The sequence below is a fragment of the Streptomyces sp. B3I8 genome (genome assembly GCF_030816915.1).
Classification (GTDB): domain Bacteria; phylum Actinomycetota; class Actinomycetes; order Streptomycetales; family Streptomycetaceae; genus Streptomyces.
On sequence record NZ_JAUSYN010000002.1, the window covers coordinates 1,704,804 to 1,721,689 of the forward strand.

General features: G+C 73.0%; 13 protein-coding genes. 4 read left to right on the top strand and 9 right to left on the bottom strand.

All coding sequences use genetic code 11. The features are described 5' to 3' along the window. Positions 1–49: 49 nt before the first annotated feature. Complete coding sequence (locus QFZ64_RS09850; protein ID WP_307064476.1) at positions 50–490, bottom strand: SRPBCC family protein; 441 nt, start codon at positions 488–490, stop codon at positions 50–52. Between the two features lie 120 nt (positions 491–610). After that, positions 611–1,417 (bottom strand): metallophosphoesterase, encoded by an 807-nt coding sequence (locus tag QFZ64_RS09855; protein ID WP_307064478.1) that lies wholly within the window; start codon positions 1,415–1,417, stop codon positions 611–613. Positions 1,418–1,722: 305 nt separating this feature from the next. Between QFZ64_RS09855 and QFZ64_RS09860 the strand changes: the two genes are divergently transcribed. After that, positions 1,723–3,519, top strand: coding sequence for a long-chain fatty acid--CoA ligase (locus tag QFZ64_RS09860; protein ID WP_307064480.1), 1,797 nt, complete (start codon positions 1,723–1,725; stop codon positions 3,517–3,519). A gap of 40 nt (positions 3,520–3,559) precedes the next feature. On the opposite strand, the gene QFZ64_RS09865 is transcribed toward QFZ64_RS09860, so the two are convergent. Beyond that, entirely contained in the window at positions 3,560–4,702 is a 1,143-nt protein-coding gene (locus QFZ64_RS09865) for a glycosyltransferase family 4 protein (RefSeq protein ID WP_307064482.1), read from the bottom strand. 154 nt (positions 4,703–4,856) lie between these two features. Between QFZ64_RS09865 and QFZ64_RS09870 the strand changes: the two genes are divergently transcribed. Continuing rightward, the gene (locus tag QFZ64_RS09870; RefSeq protein WP_307064484.1) at positions 4,857–6,092 is read left to right on the top strand and encodes a glycosyltransferase 87 family protein; all 1,236 of its coding nucleotides are present in this window, start codon (positions 4,857–4,859) and stop codon (positions 6,090–6,092) included. Positions 6,093–6,268: 176 nt separating this feature from the next. Here the strand turns inward: QFZ64_RS09870 and QFZ64_RS09875 are convergent, their stop codons facing one another. The 4 genes from QFZ64_RS09875 to QFZ64_RS09890 are packed head-to-tail and all read right to left on the bottom strand — an operon-like array spanning position 6,269 to position 11,739. Next, positions 6,269–8,662 carry a glycoside hydrolase family 3 N-terminal domain-containing protein gene (locus QFZ64_RS09875; RefSeq protein ID WP_373430576.1) on the bottom strand — a complete coding sequence of 798 codons (2,394 nt, stop codon included), beginning with the start codon at positions 8,660–8,662 and terminating at the stop codon, positions 6,269–6,271. Further along, on the bottom strand, positions 8,659–9,477 hold the full coding sequence (locus QFZ64_RS09880; RefSeq protein WP_307064487.1) for a carbohydrate ABC transporter permease: 819 nt from the start codon (positions 9,475–9,477) through the stop codon (positions 8,659–8,661). Before QFZ64_RS09880 ends, QFZ64_RS09875 begins: the two co-directional genes overlap by 4 nt. Further along, entirely contained in the window at positions 9,474–10,430 is a 957-nt protein-coding gene (locus QFZ64_RS09885; protein WP_307064489.1) for a carbohydrate ABC transporter permease, read from the bottom strand. The genes QFZ64_RS09880 and QFZ64_RS09885 overlap by 4 nt, the downstream gene beginning before the upstream one ends. A 7-nt stretch (positions 10,431–10,437) precedes the next feature. Then, complete coding sequence (locus QFZ64_RS09890; protein WP_307064491.1) at positions 10,438–11,739, bottom strand: ABC transporter substrate-binding protein; 1,302 nt, start codon at positions 11,737–11,739, stop codon at positions 10,438–10,440. A gap of 129 nt (positions 11,740–11,868) precedes the next feature. On the opposite strand from QFZ64_RS09890, the gene QFZ64_RS09895 reads away from it, so the two are divergent. Next, positions 11,869–12,906: a LacI family DNA-binding transcriptional regulator gene (locus QFZ64_RS09895; RefSeq protein ID WP_307064493.1), complete on the top strand. Its 1,038-nt coding sequence runs from the start codon at positions 11,869–11,871 to the stop codon at positions 12,904–12,906. A 207-nt stretch (positions 12,907–13,113) separates the two neighbouring features. Next, positions 13,114–14,076, top strand: a complete 963-nt coding sequence (locus tag QFZ64_RS09900; RefSeq protein WP_307064495.1) for an alpha/beta hydrolase — start codon at positions 13,114–13,116, stop codon at positions 14,074–14,076. Here the strand turns inward: QFZ64_RS09900 and QFZ64_RS09905 are convergent. Both QFZ64_RS09905 and QFZ64_RS09910 read right to left on the bottom strand, forming a co-directional pair. Further along, positions 14,045–15,217, bottom strand: coding sequence for a CdaR family transcriptional regulator (locus QFZ64_RS09905; RefSeq protein ID WP_307064497.1), 1,173 nt, complete (start codon positions 15,215–15,217; stop codon positions 14,045–14,047). The two genes, QFZ64_RS09900 and QFZ64_RS09905, sit on opposite strands and share 32 nt — an antisense overlap. 270 nt (positions 15,218–15,487) lie before the next feature. After that, complete coding sequence (locus QFZ64_RS09910) at positions 15,488–16,696, bottom strand: hypothetical protein (protein WP_373430577.1); 1,209 nt, start codon at positions 16,694–16,696, stop codon at positions 15,488–15,490. Positions 16,697–16,886: the final 190 nt, after the last annotated feature.

Here is a 16,886-nt window from a genome sequence, read left to right on the forward strand (position 1 = left end):
GCAGGGGCGGCGGGGGCGGGGCGGGGGCGGAAAATCTACCGCCGAAGAGCTACCGCTCCGACTCCACCCGCTTCTTCAGGCCGGCCAGCGCCCGGTCGATGATGACCTTCTCCGCCTTGCGCTTGATCATGCCGAGCATCGGGATCTTGACGTCCACCGTGAGCTGGTACGTCACCTCCGTCGCTCCCGCGCCCGCCGGCTTCAGCAGGTACGAGCCGTCCAGGGAGCGCAGCATCTGCGACTTCACCAGCGTCCAGGACACCTCTTGCTCGGACCCCCAGGTGTACGCGAGCACCTGGTCGTCCTTGATCGCGCCCGCGTCCATGACGAGGCGCACCTGCTCCGCGCGGCCCTGTCCGTCCGTAGCGAGGACCTCGGCCTCCTTCACCTCGCCCGTCCAGTCCGGATAACGGGCGAAGTCGGCGATCACCCCCATGACATCGGCCGGTGCCGCCTCGATCGTGATGCTCGAGCTGGTGTGTTCCGCCATCGCCGTGGCTCCTCCAGGTGCGGTCCGGTGAGGGAGGGTGTGCGCTAAAGCGCACGTATGTGCAGCGGAAGGCTACCGCGCGCCGGCGATCTCGTTGCCACCGCGCCTCACCGCCCCGCCTCACCACTCGAGAACCCAAGGCCGCCCGGTCCGTGCGAAATGGCCCACGTTCACGCATTCCGTGCCGCCGATCCGCACCCGCCGGGCCAGCGGCTGGTGGACGTGGCCGAACAGGGCGTACCGGGGCCGGGTGCGGCGGATGGCGTCGAGCAGGGCCCGGCTGCCGCGCTCGAAGCGGCGCGCGACCGTGTCGTAGACGAGTTCCGGCACCTCGGGCGGGATGTGGGTGCACAGCACGTCGACCTCGCCCAGCGCCTCGATCTTCGCCGCGTACTCCTCGTCGCCGATCTCGAACGGAGTCCGCATGGGGGTGCGCAGGCCGCCGCCGACGAAGCCGAAGACGCGCCCGCCGATCTCGACCCGCTCGCCGTCGAGGACGCGGGTACCGGGGCCGGCGTATTCCGGCCACAGCGCGGGCATGTCGACATTGCCGTAGGTGGCGTACGTGGGGGTGGGGAAGGCGGCGAACAGTTCGGCGTACTGCCTGCGCACCGCGGACTCGATGGCGGTGACGCGGTCGACGTCGAGCGCCTCCCACAGCCGGGTCCCGAGTGCGCGCGCCTCCTCGAAGCGGCGGGCGGTGCGCAGTTCGACGACCCGGTTGGCGTTCTCGGCGCCGAAGAGGTCGGGGAAGATGCCGCGCGAGCGGTCGGCGTAGTCCTGGAAGAGGATGAGGTCGCCGAGGCAGACCAGGGCGTCCGCGCCGTCCCCGGCGCGGGCCAGGTCGCGCGCGTTGCCGTGCACGTCGCTGACCACGTGGATCCTGGTCGTCGGGGTAGTGCGGTCACCGCCGGGGGTCCGTGCCATGGTGATCAAGGGTAGGCGGAGCGGAACGGTTGTGAACAGTCCGGGCCGAACCGGCGGTTACTGGCCGGTTGTCGCCCGGCTGCACTACCGTGATCCCGGTGACGCCACGGCGTGTGACACACCGAACATCTCCCCGGGACCCCCTGTCCCGGAACCATACCGACGGGTAACGTCCAGGCAGTCCAGTCGTGCCCAGGGTTTCCGGCCACCGCGTTCGCCGGGGTCCCGCGCACCCGCCCCCAGCCTTGGACCGCACCGTCGCAGCACGACGTCGTGGCGTCGGTGCCCTATGAGGAGCAGCAGTCTTGCGCGAGTTCAGCCTTCCGGCTCTGTACGAGGTCCCTGCGGACGGGAATCTGACCGACATCGTCCGCAGAAACGCCGCGCAGCATCCCGACGTCGCGGTCATCGCCCGCCGGACGGACAGCGGCTGGCAGGACGTCACGGCGGCCGTGTTCCTCGCCGAGGTGCGGGCGGCGGCGAAGGGCCTGATCGCCTCGGGCGTGCAGCCGGGCGACCGGGTGGGGCTGATGTCCCGTACGCGCTACGAGTGGACGCTGCTGGACTTCGCGATCTGGAGCGCGGGCGCGATCACCGTACCGGTGTACGAGACCAGCTCGGCGGAGCAGGTGCAGTGGATCCTCGGCGACTCGGGCGCCACCGCCTGCCTGGTGGAGAGCGACGCGCACGCGGCGGCCGTGGAGTCGGTGCGCGAGGCACTGCCCGCGCTCAAGCACGTGTGGGGCATCGACGCCGGCGCGGTGGCGGAGCTGGGCCGCCTGGGCCGGGACGTCAGCGACGCCACGGTGGAGGAGCGCTCCTCGCTGGCCCGGGCGGACGACCCGGCCACCATCGTCTACACCAGCGGCACCACGGGCCGCCCCAAGGGTTGTGTCCTCACCCACCGCAGTTTCTTCGCCGAGTGCGGCAACGTGGTGGAGCGGCTGCGTCCGCTGTTCCGCACCGGCGAGTGCTCGGTGCTGCTGTTCCTGCCCCTCGCCCATGTCTTCGGGCGGCTGGTGCAGGTCGCGCCGATGATGGCGCCGATCAAGCTCGGCTGTCTGCCGGACATCAAGGACCTCACCGGCGAACTGGCCTCCTTCCGGCCCACGCTGATCCTCGGCGTGCCGCGCGTCTTCGAGAAGGTCTACAACTCGGCGCGCGCCAAGGCGCAGGCCGACGGCAAGGGGAAGATCTTCGACCGGGCGGCCGACACCGCGATCGCGTACAGCCGTGCGCTGGACGCCGGCTCCGGCCCCTCCCTCGGGCTGCGGATCCGGCACCGGCTCTTCGACCGGCTCGTCTACCGCAAGCTGCGGGCGGTGCTCGGCGGCCGGGGCGAGTACGCCATCTCCGGCGGCGCCCCGCTGGGCGAGCGGCTCGGTCACTTCTTCCGCGGCATCGGCTTCACCGTCCTGGAGGGCTACGGCCTGACCGAGTCGTGCGCGGCGACGGCGTTCAACCCCTGGGACCGGCAGAAGATCGGCACGGTCGGGCAGCCGCTGCCCGGTTCGGTCATCCGCATAGCGGACGACGGCGAGGTGCTGCTGCACGGCGAGCACCTGTTCAAGGAGTACTGGAACAACGAGGCGGCGACGGCGGAGGCGCTGGCCGACGGCTGGTTCCACACGGGGGACGTCGGCACCCTCGACGAGGACGGGTATCTGCGGATCACCGGCCGCAAGAAGGAGATCATCGTCACCGCCGGCGGCAAGAACGTCGCCCCCGCGGTGATCGAGGACCGGGTCCGGGCGCACGCGCTGGTCGCCGAGTGCATGGTGGTGGGCGACGGGCGGCCGTTCGTGGGCGCGCTGGTCACGCTGGACGAGGAGTTCCTGGGCCGCTGGGCCGCGGACCGCGGGAAGCCCGCCGGCTCCACGGCGGCGTCGCTGCGGGAGGACCCCGAGCTGCTCGCGGCGGTGCAGCGGGCGGTGGACGACGGGAACGCGGCGGTGTCGAAGGCCGAGTCCGTGCGGAAGTTCCGGGTACTGCCGGGGCAGTTCACGGAGGAGTCGGGGCACCTCACGCCGTCGCTGAAGCTGAAGCGGGGCGTGGTAGCGAAGGACTTCGCGGCGGAGATCGAGGAGATGTACGCGCGGTGACGGGGCCGGGAAGGCGGGGCCGACCGGGTCCGGACGGACGCTAGAGCAGCGCCTTCAGACGCTCCGCCAGGAGGTCCCAGCGCCACTTCTCCTCGACCCACCGCCGGCCCCGTTCGCCCATGCGGTGCCGTAGTTCCTCGTCGGCGAGGAGGGCGTTGACGCGGTCGGCCACCGCCGTCGGGGCGCCGCCCGGCACCACCCAGCCCGTCTCGCCGTCGAGCACGGCGTCGGGGGCGCCGCCGGAGTCGCCGGCGACGACGGGGAGGCCCGTGGCGGACGCCTCCAGGTAGACGATGCCGAGGCCCTCCACGTCCAGTCCGCCGCGCCGGGTCCTGCACGGCATGGCGAAGACGTCCCCGGCGCCGTAGTGCGCGGGCAGTTCCTCCCACGGCACGGAACCGGTGAAGCGTACGGAGTCCGCGACGCCCGTCTCGCGCGCGAGGCGGCGCAGGTCGCGCTCGTAGGGGCCGCCGCCCACGATCAGCAGCACCGCGTCCGGGTGCGCGGCCAGGACACGGGGCAGGGCGAGGATCAGCGTGTCCTGGCCCTTGCGCGGCACCAGCCGGGAGACGCACACCACCACGGGCCGGTCGGTCAGCCCCAGCCGGGCCCGGACCTCGGCGCCGCCGGAGCCGGGGTGGAAGGTCTTCTCGTCGACGCCGGGCGGCAGTTGCGTCATCCTCGCGGCGGCGGCGGGGGTGAGCGCCGGGGCGATGCGGGCACGGGTGTACTCGCCGAGGTAGGTGATCGTGTCCACCGAGTCGCCGATCCTGCGCAGCAGTCGCCGGGAGGCGGGGAGCTGCGCCCAGCCGGCCTCGTGGCCGTGGGTGGTGGCCACCAGGCGCTCCGCCCCGGCCCGGCGCAGCGCGGGGGCCATCAGGCCGAGCGGTGCCGCCGCCCCGAACCACACCGAGGTGCAGCCGTGTTCGCGCAGCAGTCCGACGGCCCGGCGGGTGGCGGCGGGCGTCGGCAGCAGCATCGTCGTGCGGTCGCGTACGACGGTGAAGGGCTGCTCCGCGTCGAAGGCCGCCGTCGCGGCGACGCCCTCCCCGCTCCGCTTCCAGGTGGACGCGTGGACGACCAGCCGCTCCGGGTCCAGCCGCAGCGCCATGTTGTGCAGGAAGGCCTGGATGCCGCCGGGCCGGGGCGGGAAGTCGTTGGTGACGATCAGGGTCTTGTGCATCGCCGACGACAGTACCGAACCGGCCGTGCGGGACCCCCCGCCCGGTCGTTTTCGCGCACGGTACGGCCCCGCCTCACGGCCGCCGCCCCGCCCGTCGCGCGATCATGCCCCGGACGGCAGCGGCGGCGGACGGACGGGCGGGGTTCTCGTGGGCATGGCGGGTGCGCGACGGATTCCGGTGGGGCTGTTCGCCGTCTGGACGGTGAGCCGGTCGGCCCTGCTGCTGTACGTCCTCAAGGTGTGGGTGTTCCCGGGGCCGGACGTCACCAGCGACGTGTCGGTGATCTACCGGGGGTGGTACGACGTCCTGCGCTCCGGCGGCTTCCCGAGCGGCGACGTCTCCTGGCAGTACCCGCCCGGGGCCGTCCTCGCGGTCCTCTCCCCCGCGCTGCTGCCGTTCCTGGACTACGCGCACGCCTTCTTCGCCCTCGCTCTCCTGGCCGACCTGGCGGTGGTGTGCCTGCTGCTGTACGCCGGGGCCCGGGACGGGGGCGGGGTGCGCGGGGTGTGGCTGTGGACGCTGGGCGTCGCGCTGCTCGGGCCGACGGTGTACGCCCGCTACGACCTGATGGTGACGGCGGTGGCGGTGGCCGCGCTGGTGGCGGGGGCTCGGCGTCCGCGGGTGCTGGGGGTGCTCGCGGGGTTCGGCGCGCTGCTGAAGGTGTGGCCCGCGTTGTTGCTGGCGGGAGCGGTGCGGCGGCGGGCGTGGGGCGCGGCGGCGGTGGCCGCGGGCGGGCTCGCGCTGGTGTGCGCGGTGGTGATGCCGGGGGCGTTCACGTTCCTGCGTCACCAGGGCGGGCGGGGCACGGAGGTGGAGTCGCTCGGGGCGCTCGTCTTCCACGCGGCGCGGCACTTCGGGTGGCGGGGGCGGGTGCTGCTCCACTACGGCTCGGTGGAGTTCCTCGGGCCGTGGGTGGGAGCGGTGAGCGCGGGGGCGATGGTGCTGAGTGTGGCGGGGCTGGGGTGGCTGGTGGTGTGGCGGCTGAGCGCCCGCGCGTTCTCGCCGCGCACGCTCGTGGACGCGGGGTTCGTGGCGGTGCTGGTGTTCACGGTGACGAGCCGGGTGATCAGCCCGCAGTACCTGGTGTGGCTGGTGGGGCTGGGAGCGGTGTGTCTGTGCTGCCGGGGGAGCCGGATGGAGGTGCCGGCCGTGCTGGTGCTGGTGGCGTGTCCGGTGACGGTGCTGGAGTTCCCGGTGTACTTCGGGGAGGTGGTGGCGAGTGACGGGGTGGGGGTTCTGTCGCTGGTGGTGCGGAACGGGTTGCTGGTGGGGGCGACGGTGAGCGCGGCGCGGACGCTGTGGCGCGACACGGTACGGGCACGCGACCAGTTGTTCACGCCCCCGCCGCCCCTGCCCTCCCCCTCACGACAAGGGGCGCTGCCCCTCTGACCCGGACGTACGGGTGGGTGGGGCGTTTCGTGCCCACCCGGCGGAGCCGCATGCCGGCACAGCCCCGCGCCCCTGGTCGGGGGCGCGGGGAACCGCGCGATCTTTTCGGGGGTCCCGGGGGACGGAGCCCCCCCCCGGGGTCGGGACGGGAAGGGTGGCGGGGGCGGGAGAGACGCCTACGCCGGCCGGATCGTCGCGTGCAGGCGGCGCGTGTGGTCCACCCGGCGGGCCGCCCCCGTCAGCCGGACCGCCGCCGTCAGGCGCGACTCCGCCGAGGACGCGGACAGCCGCAGCTCCAGCTCGCCCGGCTCGACGACCCGGTGCCCGTCCCGCCCCGTGAAGGACGCCACGTCCGCCGGGACGAGCGCCGTCAGCCGCCGGGACTCCCCCGGCGCCAGCCGCACCCGCGCGTACCCGATCAACCGCTGCACCGGCTGCACCACCGAGGCCACCGGATCGTGCAGATACAGCTGCACGACCTCCGTCCCCTCCCGGTCCCCGGTGTTGCGCACCGTGAACCCGAGCCGGAACTCCCCGTCCGTGGCGGCCTCCTCCCCCTCCACCGCGAGGTCGCTCCACGCGAAGCTCGTGTACGACAGTCCGTGGCCGAAGGCGTACGCCGGGCCGGGGTCGATCGCGGAGACCTCGCTGGCCCGGGCGAGCTTCGCGGCGAGGTAGGTGGAGGGCTGGACGCCCGGCCCCGCGGGCACGCTGACCGGGAGCCGGCCGGAGGGGTTGGTACGGCCGCTGAGGACCCGGGCGATCGCGGCGGTGCCCTCCTCGCCGGGGAAGAAGGACTGCACGACGGCGTCCGCCTCGGTGGTGGCCCGGCCGAGCGCGTACGGGCGCCCCGCGAGCAGCGTCAGCACCAGCGGCGTGCCCACGTCGAGCAGCCGGTCGAGGAGGGCCTGCTGCACGCCGGGCAGGGCGAGCGACTCGGCGTCGCAGCCCTCGCCGCTGGTGCCGCGGCCGAACAGCCCGGCGCGGTCGCCGAGCGCGAGGACCACCACGTCGGCGTCGCGTGCCGCGCGCACGGCCGCGGCGAACCCGGAGGTGTCCTCGCCGTCGATGTCCGCCCCGCGCACGGTGACGATCTCGGCGTTCGGGAACTCCCGCACCAACGCCTCGCGCAGCGTGGGCAGTTCGATGCCGACGGGGGTGGTGGGGTGGTGGACGCCGACGTGCGCGGGGAAGGAGTAGCAGCCGAGCACGGCGTACGGCTGGTCGGCCTGGGGGCCGACCAGGGCGATCCGGCGGGGCGCGGACAGCGGCAGGGCGCCGTTGTTGGCGAGCAGGACGACGGCCCGGTCGGCGATCTCCGCGGCCAGCCGGTGGTTGTCGTCGGAGTCCAGGTCGACCGTGCCGCGCAGCGCCTCGGGGTCGTCGAGGGCGGCTCCGGCCAGGGCCGGCGGCACCGGGTCCCAGTCGGCGTCGAGGAGGCCGAGCTGGCCCTTCTGGGTGAGCACCCGGCGCAGGGCGCGGTCGAGGAGTTCCCCGGGGACGCGGCCGTCGGCGACGGCGGCGCGCAGCGGCTCGCCGAACGTCTTGATGCTGGGCAGTTCGACGTCGACGCCGGCCCGCAGCGCGGTGCCCGCGGCGTCGGCCCAGTCGGTGGCGGCACCGTGCAGGGTCTTGAGGAAGGCGATGCCGAAGTAGTCGGCGACGACGGTGCCCTCGAAGCCCCAGGTGTCACGCAGCAGGCCGGTGAGGAGGTCCTCGTCGGCGGCGGACGGGATGCCGTCGATGTCGGTGTAGGCGGACATGACGGACCTGGCGCCGCCCTCGCGGATCGCCATCTCGAACGGCGGCAGCAGCACGTCGGCGCGTTCGCGCGGCCCCATGGAGACGGGGGCGAGGTTGCGTCCGGCGCGGGAGGCGGAGTAGCCGACGAAGTGCTTGAGGGTGGCGACGATGCCGGCCGACTCCAGACCCTGGACGTAGGCGGTGGCGACGGTGCCGACGAGGTAGGGGTCCTCGCCGATGGTCTCCTCCACCCGGCCCCAGCGGGCATCGCGCACCACGTCGAGGACGGGGGCGAGGCCCTGGTGGATGCCGACGGCGGCCATGTCGCGGCCGATGGCGGCGGCCATCTCCCGGATCAGGTCCGGGTCGAAGGTGGCGCCCCAGGACAGCGGCACGGGGTAGGCGGTGGCCCGCCAGGCGGCGAAGCCGGCCAGGCACTCCTCGTGGGCGAGGGCGGGGATGCCGAAGCGGTTGGCGGCGGCGATGCGCTGCTGGGTGCGCAGCAGGGAGAGCGCGCCGAGCGCGGGGTCGACGGGGGCGGTGCCGAAGGGGCGGGTGAGCTGCCCGAGGCCCGAGGGGAGCAGCGCGTCGAGGTCGACGGCCTCCTCCATGTCGTGCTGGTGCGGGGCGACTTCACCTCCCTCGTCGGAGGCGCCGACCCAGACGCCGACGAGCTGGGCGATCTTCTCCTCGACGGTCATGGCCTCGATCAGGGCGGTGACCCGGGTGTCGAGATCCGCACCGCTGTCCTGCCAGACCGGCGCGGTGGGGGTGGTGGGAGTGGTCGGGGTGACGGGGGTTGTCTCAACAGCCACGTTGGCGGTCACTTTCCTCCGACGCCCATCAGGCCCTGGACCAGGGCTCGGCGGGCGAACAGGTAGACGAGCAGGATCGGCACCATGGACATGAACACCGCGGCCAGCGTGCCGGGGACGTTGATGCCGTGCTCGGTTTGGAAGTTGTACAGACCCAGGGTGATGACCTTGGTGGAGTCGGACTGGGTCAGGACGAGGGGGAACAGGAAGCCGTTCCAGGCCTGGAGCGCGGAGAACACCACGATGGTGGAGATGCCGCCCTTGGACAGCGGGAGCACCAGTTGCAGGAACATCCGGCGCGGCGAGGCGCCGTCCACGGCCATGGCCTCGAAGAGTTCGTGTCCGATGTCCCGCATGGCGCCGCTGAGGATCAATGTGGAGATGGGCAGGCAGAACGCGGCGGTGGGCAGGATGACACCGATCAGGTTGTCGTACAGCCCGGCCTCGCTGATCAGGTAGAACATCGGCACGATCACCGCCTGGGCGGGGATGGCGAGGCCCAGCAGGAACAGCCGGAAGACCCCCGAGGCGACCCGGGACCGGCTGCGGACGACGGCGTACGCGAGCGGCGGCACCAGGACGACGACGATGCCGACCACGGCCACGGTGACGATCAGCGTGTTGACGAAGAACTGTCCGAACCCCTCGTCGAAGGCGCCCGAGTAGTTCTCGAAGGTGAAGTGCTCCGGCCAGGACAGCGGGCTGCCCTTGGCGTAGTCGCCCTTGGACTGCACGGTCGCGGCGAGCATCACGTACAGCGGCAGGGCGACGATGATCAGCCAGGCGACGGCGGCGACGCCGGCCAGGTAGTTGGGGCGCCGCCTCATGACACACCCTCCATGGTGGAGCGCATCTTGTCGTAGCCGGAGAGACGCACGACGATCAGCGAGATGATCGTGGCCGCGACGACCAGGAGCAGCGCGATGACGGCGCCGGCGCCGAAGTCGAAGCTCTTGAAGGCCTTCTGGTACATGTAGTAGGCGCTGATGGTGGTGTCGGTGCCGGGGCCGCCCTGGGTCAGGATGAGGACGGTCTCGAAGGTGGTGAGGCCGCCGACGACCATGAGGATCATCGAGGTGATGATCGAGTTGCGCAGCTGGGGCAGCGTGATGGAGAAGAACTGCCGCACCCGGCCGGCACCGTCGATCTCCGCGGCCTGGTAGAGCACCTGCGGGATGGCCCGTGCGGCGCCCTGGTAGATCAGGCTGTGCAGCGGGGTGAACTGCCAGGTGCTGACGAAGGCGAGGACGCCGATGGCGGTGGACTGCTCGCCGAACAGGTTGCCGTCGCCGAACAGCCAGGTCGCCTCGGAGGGGATGCCGAAGTTCGGGTCGAGCAGCGCCCGCCACAGCACCGAGACGGCGGTGGAGGACAGCAGCAGCGGCACGAAGTAGACGGCGGAGATGACGGCCCGGTTGCGCTGGGTGCCGGCGGCCCAGACGCCGATCAGGATGCTCAGCGGGGTCTGCAGGACCACGCCGAGCACGGTGAGCAGCAGGGTCAGCCAGATGCTCTTGATCATGACCGGGTCGTCGAAGACCCGGTTCCAGTTGTCGAGGCCGACCCACTCGGGGTCGCCGATGCCGCCCCAGCTCATGAAGGACAGGACCGCGACGGCGAGCAGCGGGAGGATGGCGAAGAGGACGAAGAAGATCGTGGCGGGGACCGCCCAGGCGAAGCCCGGGCGGCCCACGTCGGCGCTTCGCGCGCCCCGGGCCCGGCCGCTCCTGCGGCCGGAGTCCTTCGCGGGGGCGGCTGCGCGTGTCAGCTGTGTCGTCATGGTGTGCTCAGCTGGTCGGCAGGGCCTGCATGGCCTTGATGAATCCGTCGACGTCCAGCGAGCCGTTGAAGAACTGCTGCACGGCCTGGTGCATCTGCTCGCTCGCCGACTGCGGATAGGCCTGGTCCCACGAGAGCTGGAAGGACGGGGCCTTCTTCACCAGGTCGAACTGGTAGTGGGCGTACTTCGGGTCGGCGGCGGTGTCCAGGAACTTCTCGGTGTTCGTCGTCGTCGGCAGGTTGCCGATGGCGAGCTGCTGCTTGATGAACTTGTCGGAGTACATCAGCTTGAGGAACTTGGCGACGGCCTCGGGATGCTTGGTCTTCTTCATCACCGAGTAGTAGTTGTTCGTGTTGCCGACGATGTCCGCCGGGTCGCCCTTGCCGCCGTCGATCGTCGGGAAGGAGCTGTACCGGAGGTCCTTCTCGGCGAACTCCTTGGCGTTCTCCTGCTGCTGGGAGTAGTACCAGGAGCCCATCAGCTCGAAGCCGGCCTTGCTGCGGGCGACCAGCGCGGGCGAACCGCCGTCGGTGTACTTCACCGAGTCGTAGTTGGTGCCGAAGGCGCCGGTGTCGACGAGCTCCTTGAGCTTGTTCAGGGCCGCCTTGCTGTCCGGGCTCGCCCAGGCGTCCTTGTCGCCGCCGACGGCCTTCTTCAGCAGGTCGGGGCCGGCGATGCGGTCGTAGAGGTACTCGAACCACATCAGGGTGGGCCACTGGTCGCCGCCGCCGAGGGCGATCGGGGTGACACCCGACTTCTTCAGCTTCTTGACCGAGTCCAGCAGCTCGTCCCAGGTCTTGGGCGCCTGCGTGCCGGCGTTCTTCAGGACCTTGTCGTTGCTGAACAGCAGCACGGGCTGGGTGCCGCGCATCGGGATGCCGTAGGCCTTGCCGTCGACGGCCGCGGCGTTGAAGACGCTGGGCAGGAACGCCGACTTCAGCTTGGGGTCGTCCTTGATGAAGTCGTCCAGCGGCATCAGCAGGCCGGCCTTGACGAAGGGCTGGATGCTGCCCGCGCCCCAGTTGTAGAAGACGTCGGGGGCCTGCGGGGTGTTGATGATCGTCTGGAGCTTCTGCTGGTACGTGGCGCCCGGGATGGTGTCGAGGACCGCCTTGACCTTGGAGGTCTTGTTGAACTCGGCGACGACCGCCTTCTCCACCTTGTTGGTGGCGTCCCCGTAGACCAGTACGTGGATCTTCCCGTCGCTGGAGCCCGACCCGCCGTTGTCCCCGCACGCGGAGAGTGACAGCGCCATGCCCAAGGTCACACCGCCGACGAGCATGCGGGAGAACCGAGTACGTGTCCGCATCACCCACCCCTTTTCGAAAGTTTCGATCAAGCTCACGAAATTCGCTGTTGCCGGGACATTAGGCGAGTGTTTCCGCTCGGTCAACGGGGGTGTGCGGCCGCGACCGAACCGTTACCGGCGTCGTGCCCTATGCTGCTGCCCATGCGCGTGACAGACGAGGACAACACGGCCGGCAGGGTGACCCTCGCGGAGGTGGCCACTCAGGCCGGTGTGTCCCTTTCGACGGTTTCGAAAGTCCTCAACGGACGGTCGGACGTGTCGGCGGCCACCCGGACCCGGGTCGAGCAGCTCCTGGAGAACCACGGCTACCGGCGCCGGGCGGCGACGTCCTCGCACGCGCCGCTCATCGAGCTGGTCTTTCCGGAGCTGGAGAGCGTCTGGGCGATGGAGCTGATCCGCGGCGTGGAGAACGTCGCGAAGCAGCACAAGGCCAGCGTCGTGCTGAGCGAGAGCGGCGACCGGCACGCACCCGGGCGCGAGTGGATCGAGGGCGTGCTCCAGCGCCGCCCGCTGGGCGTGGTGCTGGTCTTCTCCTCGCTGCCGGACAGGGTCAAGCGCCAACTGCGCTCCCGCGCCGTGCCGTTCGTCATCATCGACCCGGCCGGGGACCCCGAGGCGGACGTGCCCTCGGTGGGTTCGGCGAACTGGGCCGGCGGCATGGCGGCGACCCGGCACCTGACCGAACTCGGCCACCGGCGCATCGCCATCATCACCGGCCCCACCGACATGATGTGCTCGCTCGCCCGGCTGGACGGCTTCCGCTCCGCGATGACGATGGCGGGCCTGGAGACCGACGAACGTCTGGTGCGGTACGGCGACTTCCACGTCCAGGGCGGCTTCGAGCGGGCCATGGAGCTGCTCACCCTCCCCGACCGGCCCACCGCGATCTTCGCGGGCAGTGATCTGCAGGCGCTGGGCGTCCTGGAGGCGGCACGGCGGCAGGGGCTGAGCGTGCCGGAGGACCTCTCGGTGGTGGGCTACGACGACGTGCCGCTCGCCCAGTGGTCGAGCCCGCCGCTGACCACCGTGCACCAGCCGTTGCGGCAGATGGCGGAGGAGGCGGCGCGGATGCTGCTCCAGCCGGCCGAGGCCGACCGCCCGGCGCTGCGCATGGAACTGGCGACCCGCCTGGTCGTCCGCCAGAGCAGCGCGGCACCGAACGCCTGACCGGCGGGGTGCGCCCCGGATCTTTTCGCCCCTGCCGCCCTTACCCGTTCCCGTCCCCCGGGAGCTCCGCCCCCGGACCCCGAAAAGATCGCGCAGTTCCCCGGGCCCCTGTCGGAACCACCCACCGCACGCCCGTCGGACGCGGAGCCCCCCGCCCCCGACACCCGTCGGCTCCCCCCGTCCCGCCCCCGATGCCACCGTGTCCCCATGACGCACCCCCTGGACCCCGAACTCGCCGCCGCGCTCGCGATGATGCCCCCCGTCGACATCTCCGACCTCGCGGCCGCCCGCGCCGCGCAGAAGGCCGAGACCTTCCTCCGCGTCACCGACACGGACACCACCGGCGTGACCGTGATCGACGTGCAGCAGGCCGGCGTCTCCCTGCGCGTCTACCGCCCGGAAGGCACCCGTCCGGAAGGCACCCGCCCGGGGGACGCCCCCCACCCCCTCCCCGCCGTCTTCCGCATCCACGGCGGCGGCTTCGTCCTCGGCAGCCCCGACGTCGACCACGAGGCCAACCTCCGCCTGTGCCGCGAACTGCCCTGCGCGGTCGTCTCCCCCGGCTACCGGCTCGCGCCGGAACACCCCTACCCCGCCGGCCTGGAGGACTGCTACGCCGCCCTGTGCTGGACCGCGGAGAACGCGGCCGGCCTCGGCATCCGGGCCGACAGCCTCGCCGTGGCCGGGGACAGCGCCGGCGCCTGCCTGGCGACGGCCGTCGCGATGCTGGCCCGGGACCGCGGCGGCCCGGCGATCCGCCTCCAGTACCTGGACAGCCCGGCGCTCGACGACCGGCTGTGCACCCCCAGCGCCCGCCGCTTCACCGACACCCCGGTCTGGAACCGCCGCAACGCCCGGCTGAGCTGGACCGCCTACCTCGGCGAGGGCGTCCCCGGCTCGGCCGGTGTGCCGGTCACCGCCGCCCCCGCCCGGGCCGGCACCACCGACCTCGCCGGGCTGCCCCCGGCGCACGTGGTCGTGATGGCGTACGACCCGCTGCGCGACGAGGGCGTCGACTACGCCCGCGCGCTGCTGGACGCCGGGGTGGCAGCGGAACTGCACCTGTTCCCCGGCACGTTCCACGGCGCCGCGATGGTGCGGCACGCCGCCGTGGCGCAGCGGATGGCCTCGGAGGAGCTCACGGCGCTGCGTCGCGCCCTGACCTGGTGAGCGGACCGGCACCCGGCGTGGTGAGCGGATCGCCGTCGTCCGCCCACGCCAGCCGCCAGGCGTACAGCGCGAGCCGGGCCCGGAACCGGTCGCCGGCCTCGCGCAGCCGCCAGCCGGTGACGGCCTCGACCCGTGCCAGCCGGGTCGCCACCGAGCTGTGGTGGAGGTGGAGTTCGGCGGCGGCCTGACGCAGCGACCCGGTACGGCAGAACGCGGACAGCGCGTCGACGCCGGCCGCGCCGCCGTCACGCGCGGCCACCGCCGCGAGGAGCGTCACGTCGGGCAGGGCGCGCAGCCGGGCCGCCGGGAGGTCGGCCAGGACGGTGACCGTGCCCAGTTCGTCGTGGTCGGCGACGGCCTCGGCCGGTACCCCGGGCGCCGCGAACCGCAGGGCCACCACCGCCTGTTCCCAGGACCGGGCCGCCCCGAGCGCCTCGACCGCGCCGCCGACCCCGACCCGTACGGCACCGCGCAGCACCTCCCGCAGCTCCCCGGCGGGCGAGTCCGTCCCGCCCGTCGGGGAGGGGGCGCCGGGCACCGCCGCCCGCTGCACGAGCGCGACCCCGTGACCGCCGATCCGGGCGGCGCGTACGGTGCCGGGCGGGCGGCCCCGGCCCAGCAGGGCCAGGGCGAGCGACTCCGGCTCACCGGGCGCGGCGACGACGACCGCGCGCAGCGGTGCCTGCGGGGCGAACCCGAGCAGCCGCAGTGCCCGGGTCCGGTCGGCGACGGTCTCGCGGCCGGAGAGCACCACCTCGAGGAGGCCCGGATCGACGGCGGCGTGGGCCGGTTGCGCGAGGGTGCGGGCGGCGACGGCCAGCCATTCCAGGACCAGCTCGTCGAAGGGCCCGGCGGGTCCGGGCCGTTCCAGCCAGACCCGGCCGGCCGCGCCGAGGTCGGCGGCGCCGGACACCTGCCCGGGGCCACCGGCCAGAGCGGCGCCGTCCGGTCCCGCGCGCAGCACGCGTCCGTCGGCCAGTTCCATCCCGGCCGGACACTCGGCCAGGGCCGCGGTGGACCGCAGCAGTGCCGCCGGGTCGACGCGGTCGGCGGCGAGCAGCGCCTGGAAGTGCGCGATCACCCGTACCGCGGCGGTCGCGTCGGCGTCGAGCGACGACAGCCGCAGCAGCAGACCCTTCACATCCGCAAGTTTAGGAAACTTGCGCGAAACAAGCACCCTCCCGGCGCGGAACGGGCGCCCCGGACGGGAACATGTCCGAAAGGCGTGTGCGTGGGACCCACCACGCGCCTGCCGCACGATTCCCCGTCCCGCGCGACACCCCTCGCGTCACCCTCGCATCCCGCCGGTCGACCGCCGCCAGGGGTGGCCGCGCGCACGGCGCGGCTCCATGGACGAACCGAAACTTTCGGTTCGCAACCGACCGGGCGCCCCGCCGCATACCGGTGGAACTCAGCCCAACCGGTCCCGCAGCGAGGCCCGCCAGTCCTTGGTGAACGTCGCCGGGTCGGTGTCCAGGACGTCCCGCAGCGCCTCCTCGACCGCGCCCGTCCGCTTCCCGTGGGCGCCCACCGCCCGGTAGAACGCGCGCAGCCGCTTCTCGCCCCACCGCTCGGCGATCATCCGGCAGGCCAGCCAGCCGCCCTCGTACGCCCGCGCCAGCCGCCCCGCGTCCTGGGCGAACCCGAAGTCCGCGTCGGCGGGCAGCGCGGCCGGCACCCGCCCCGCGGCCACCTCGTCGCGCAGCTCGGGCGCCACCTGTGCCGCCGTACGGTCCGACTCGCGGTAGCCGACGAAGTCCGCGTACCCCTCCGACAGCCACAGCGGGGTGGCGGCGGTGGTGTGGGCGCGGGTGGCGACGTGCGTGACCTCGTGGGTGAGGACGACCTGCCGGCCGAAGTCGCCGAGGACGCCGTACGCGTCGGGGTTGACGATGACGCGGTCGGCGGGCGCCGCTCCCGAGCCGCCCGCCTCACCGGTGGTGACGGCCGCGATGCCCCGGTAGTCGCCGTCCGTCGAGCCCAGCAGGCCCGCCATCCCCTTCACCGTCCGCGGTACGTACACCACCACCCGGCCCGCCCAGCCGGTCCCCCAGGCCCGGGAGACGGCCGGCACGGCGTCGTCGGCGAGCCGGGCGTACGCCTTCAGGCCCGCCTCGGGCTGGCCCACGCCGAGGATCAGGCTGTGCCGGCCCTTCACGACGCGCACCGCGCCCTGCTCCCAGAGCTGCTGCCCCGACTTCTTCGCGGGCTCGTCGGAGGCCACGTACCAGTGCCGCCCGCGGTGCACCAGGCGCAGCACCCGGCCGGAGGCGACGGGCGCGCGGTCCTGGCCCCGCACCCGGTAGCGCAGGTCGGCGTCGACAGTGGCGCGCTCGCCGGTGCGGCGGAAGGATGTGATGCGGTACGACCAGGAGGCCAGCGGAACGTTTCTGAGGTTGGCGAACTCGGCGGCACCGGTGGCCAGCTGCCCCCGGGGGCCGGCGGTCGGGGACTCGGTGCCGAGGAACGCCTTCCGGTCCCGCTCCAGCACGGCCCCGGCCCGCCGGTCCAGCATCCGCTGCGCGTCCCCGCGCCCGGAGTCCGACGCCACGCCGCCCCCGCACCCCACGAGCGCCCCCACCAAGAGGAGACACCCCACCACACGCCCGAACCCAGCCACAGGACGATCGTACGTGCCCCACCCCGACAGGGGCCGCGCCCCTTTGCAGGGCCGCCCGCCAAAGGGGCGCGGGGAACTGCGCGACCAGCCACCCCGAGCCCGCACCCGCCGACGAACAAGCCCCCCGAGCGGGAAGGCACCCAAGACACCCAAGGCACCAAGGCGCCAAGGCACCCCAGGGGGGACAGAG

Bases quoted from the DNA above. Each gene is read 5' to 3' on its own strand.
- QFZ64_RS09855 (WP_307064478.1), bottom strand. From the start codon at position 1,417: ATGGCACGGACCCCCGGCGGTGACCGCACTACCCCGACGACCAGGATC.
- QFZ64_RS09870 (WP_307064484.1), top strand. From the start codon at position 4,857: ATGGCGGGTGCGCGACGGATTCCGGTGGGGCTGTTCGCCGTCTGGACG.
- QFZ64_RS09885 (WP_307064489.1), bottom strand. From the start codon at position 10,430: ATGACGACACAGCTGACACGCGCAGCCGCCCCCGCGAAGGACTCCGGC.
- QFZ64_RS09865 (WP_307064482.1), bottom strand. From the start codon at position 4,702: ATGCACAAGACCCTGATCGTCACCAACGACTTCCCGCCCCGGCCCGGC.
- QFZ64_RS09890 (WP_307064491.1), bottom strand. From the start codon at position 11,739: ATGCGGACACGTACTCGGTTCTCCCGCATGCTCGTCGGCGGTGTGACC.
- QFZ64_RS09895 (WP_307064493.1), top strand. From the start codon at position 11,869: ATGCTGCTGCCCATGCGCGTGACAGACGAGGACAACACGGCCGGCAGG.
- QFZ64_RS09880 (WP_307064487.1), bottom strand. From the start codon at position 9,477: ATGAGGCGGCGCCCCAACTACCTGGCCGGCGTCGCCGCCGTCGCCTGG.
- QFZ64_RS09900 (WP_307064495.1), top strand. From the start codon at position 13,114: ATGACGCACCCCCTGGACCCCGAACTCGCCGCCGCGCTCGCGATGATG.
- QFZ64_RS09850 (WP_307064476.1), bottom strand. From the start codon at position 490: ATGGCGGAACACACCAGCTCGAGCATCACGATCGAGGCGGCACCGGCC.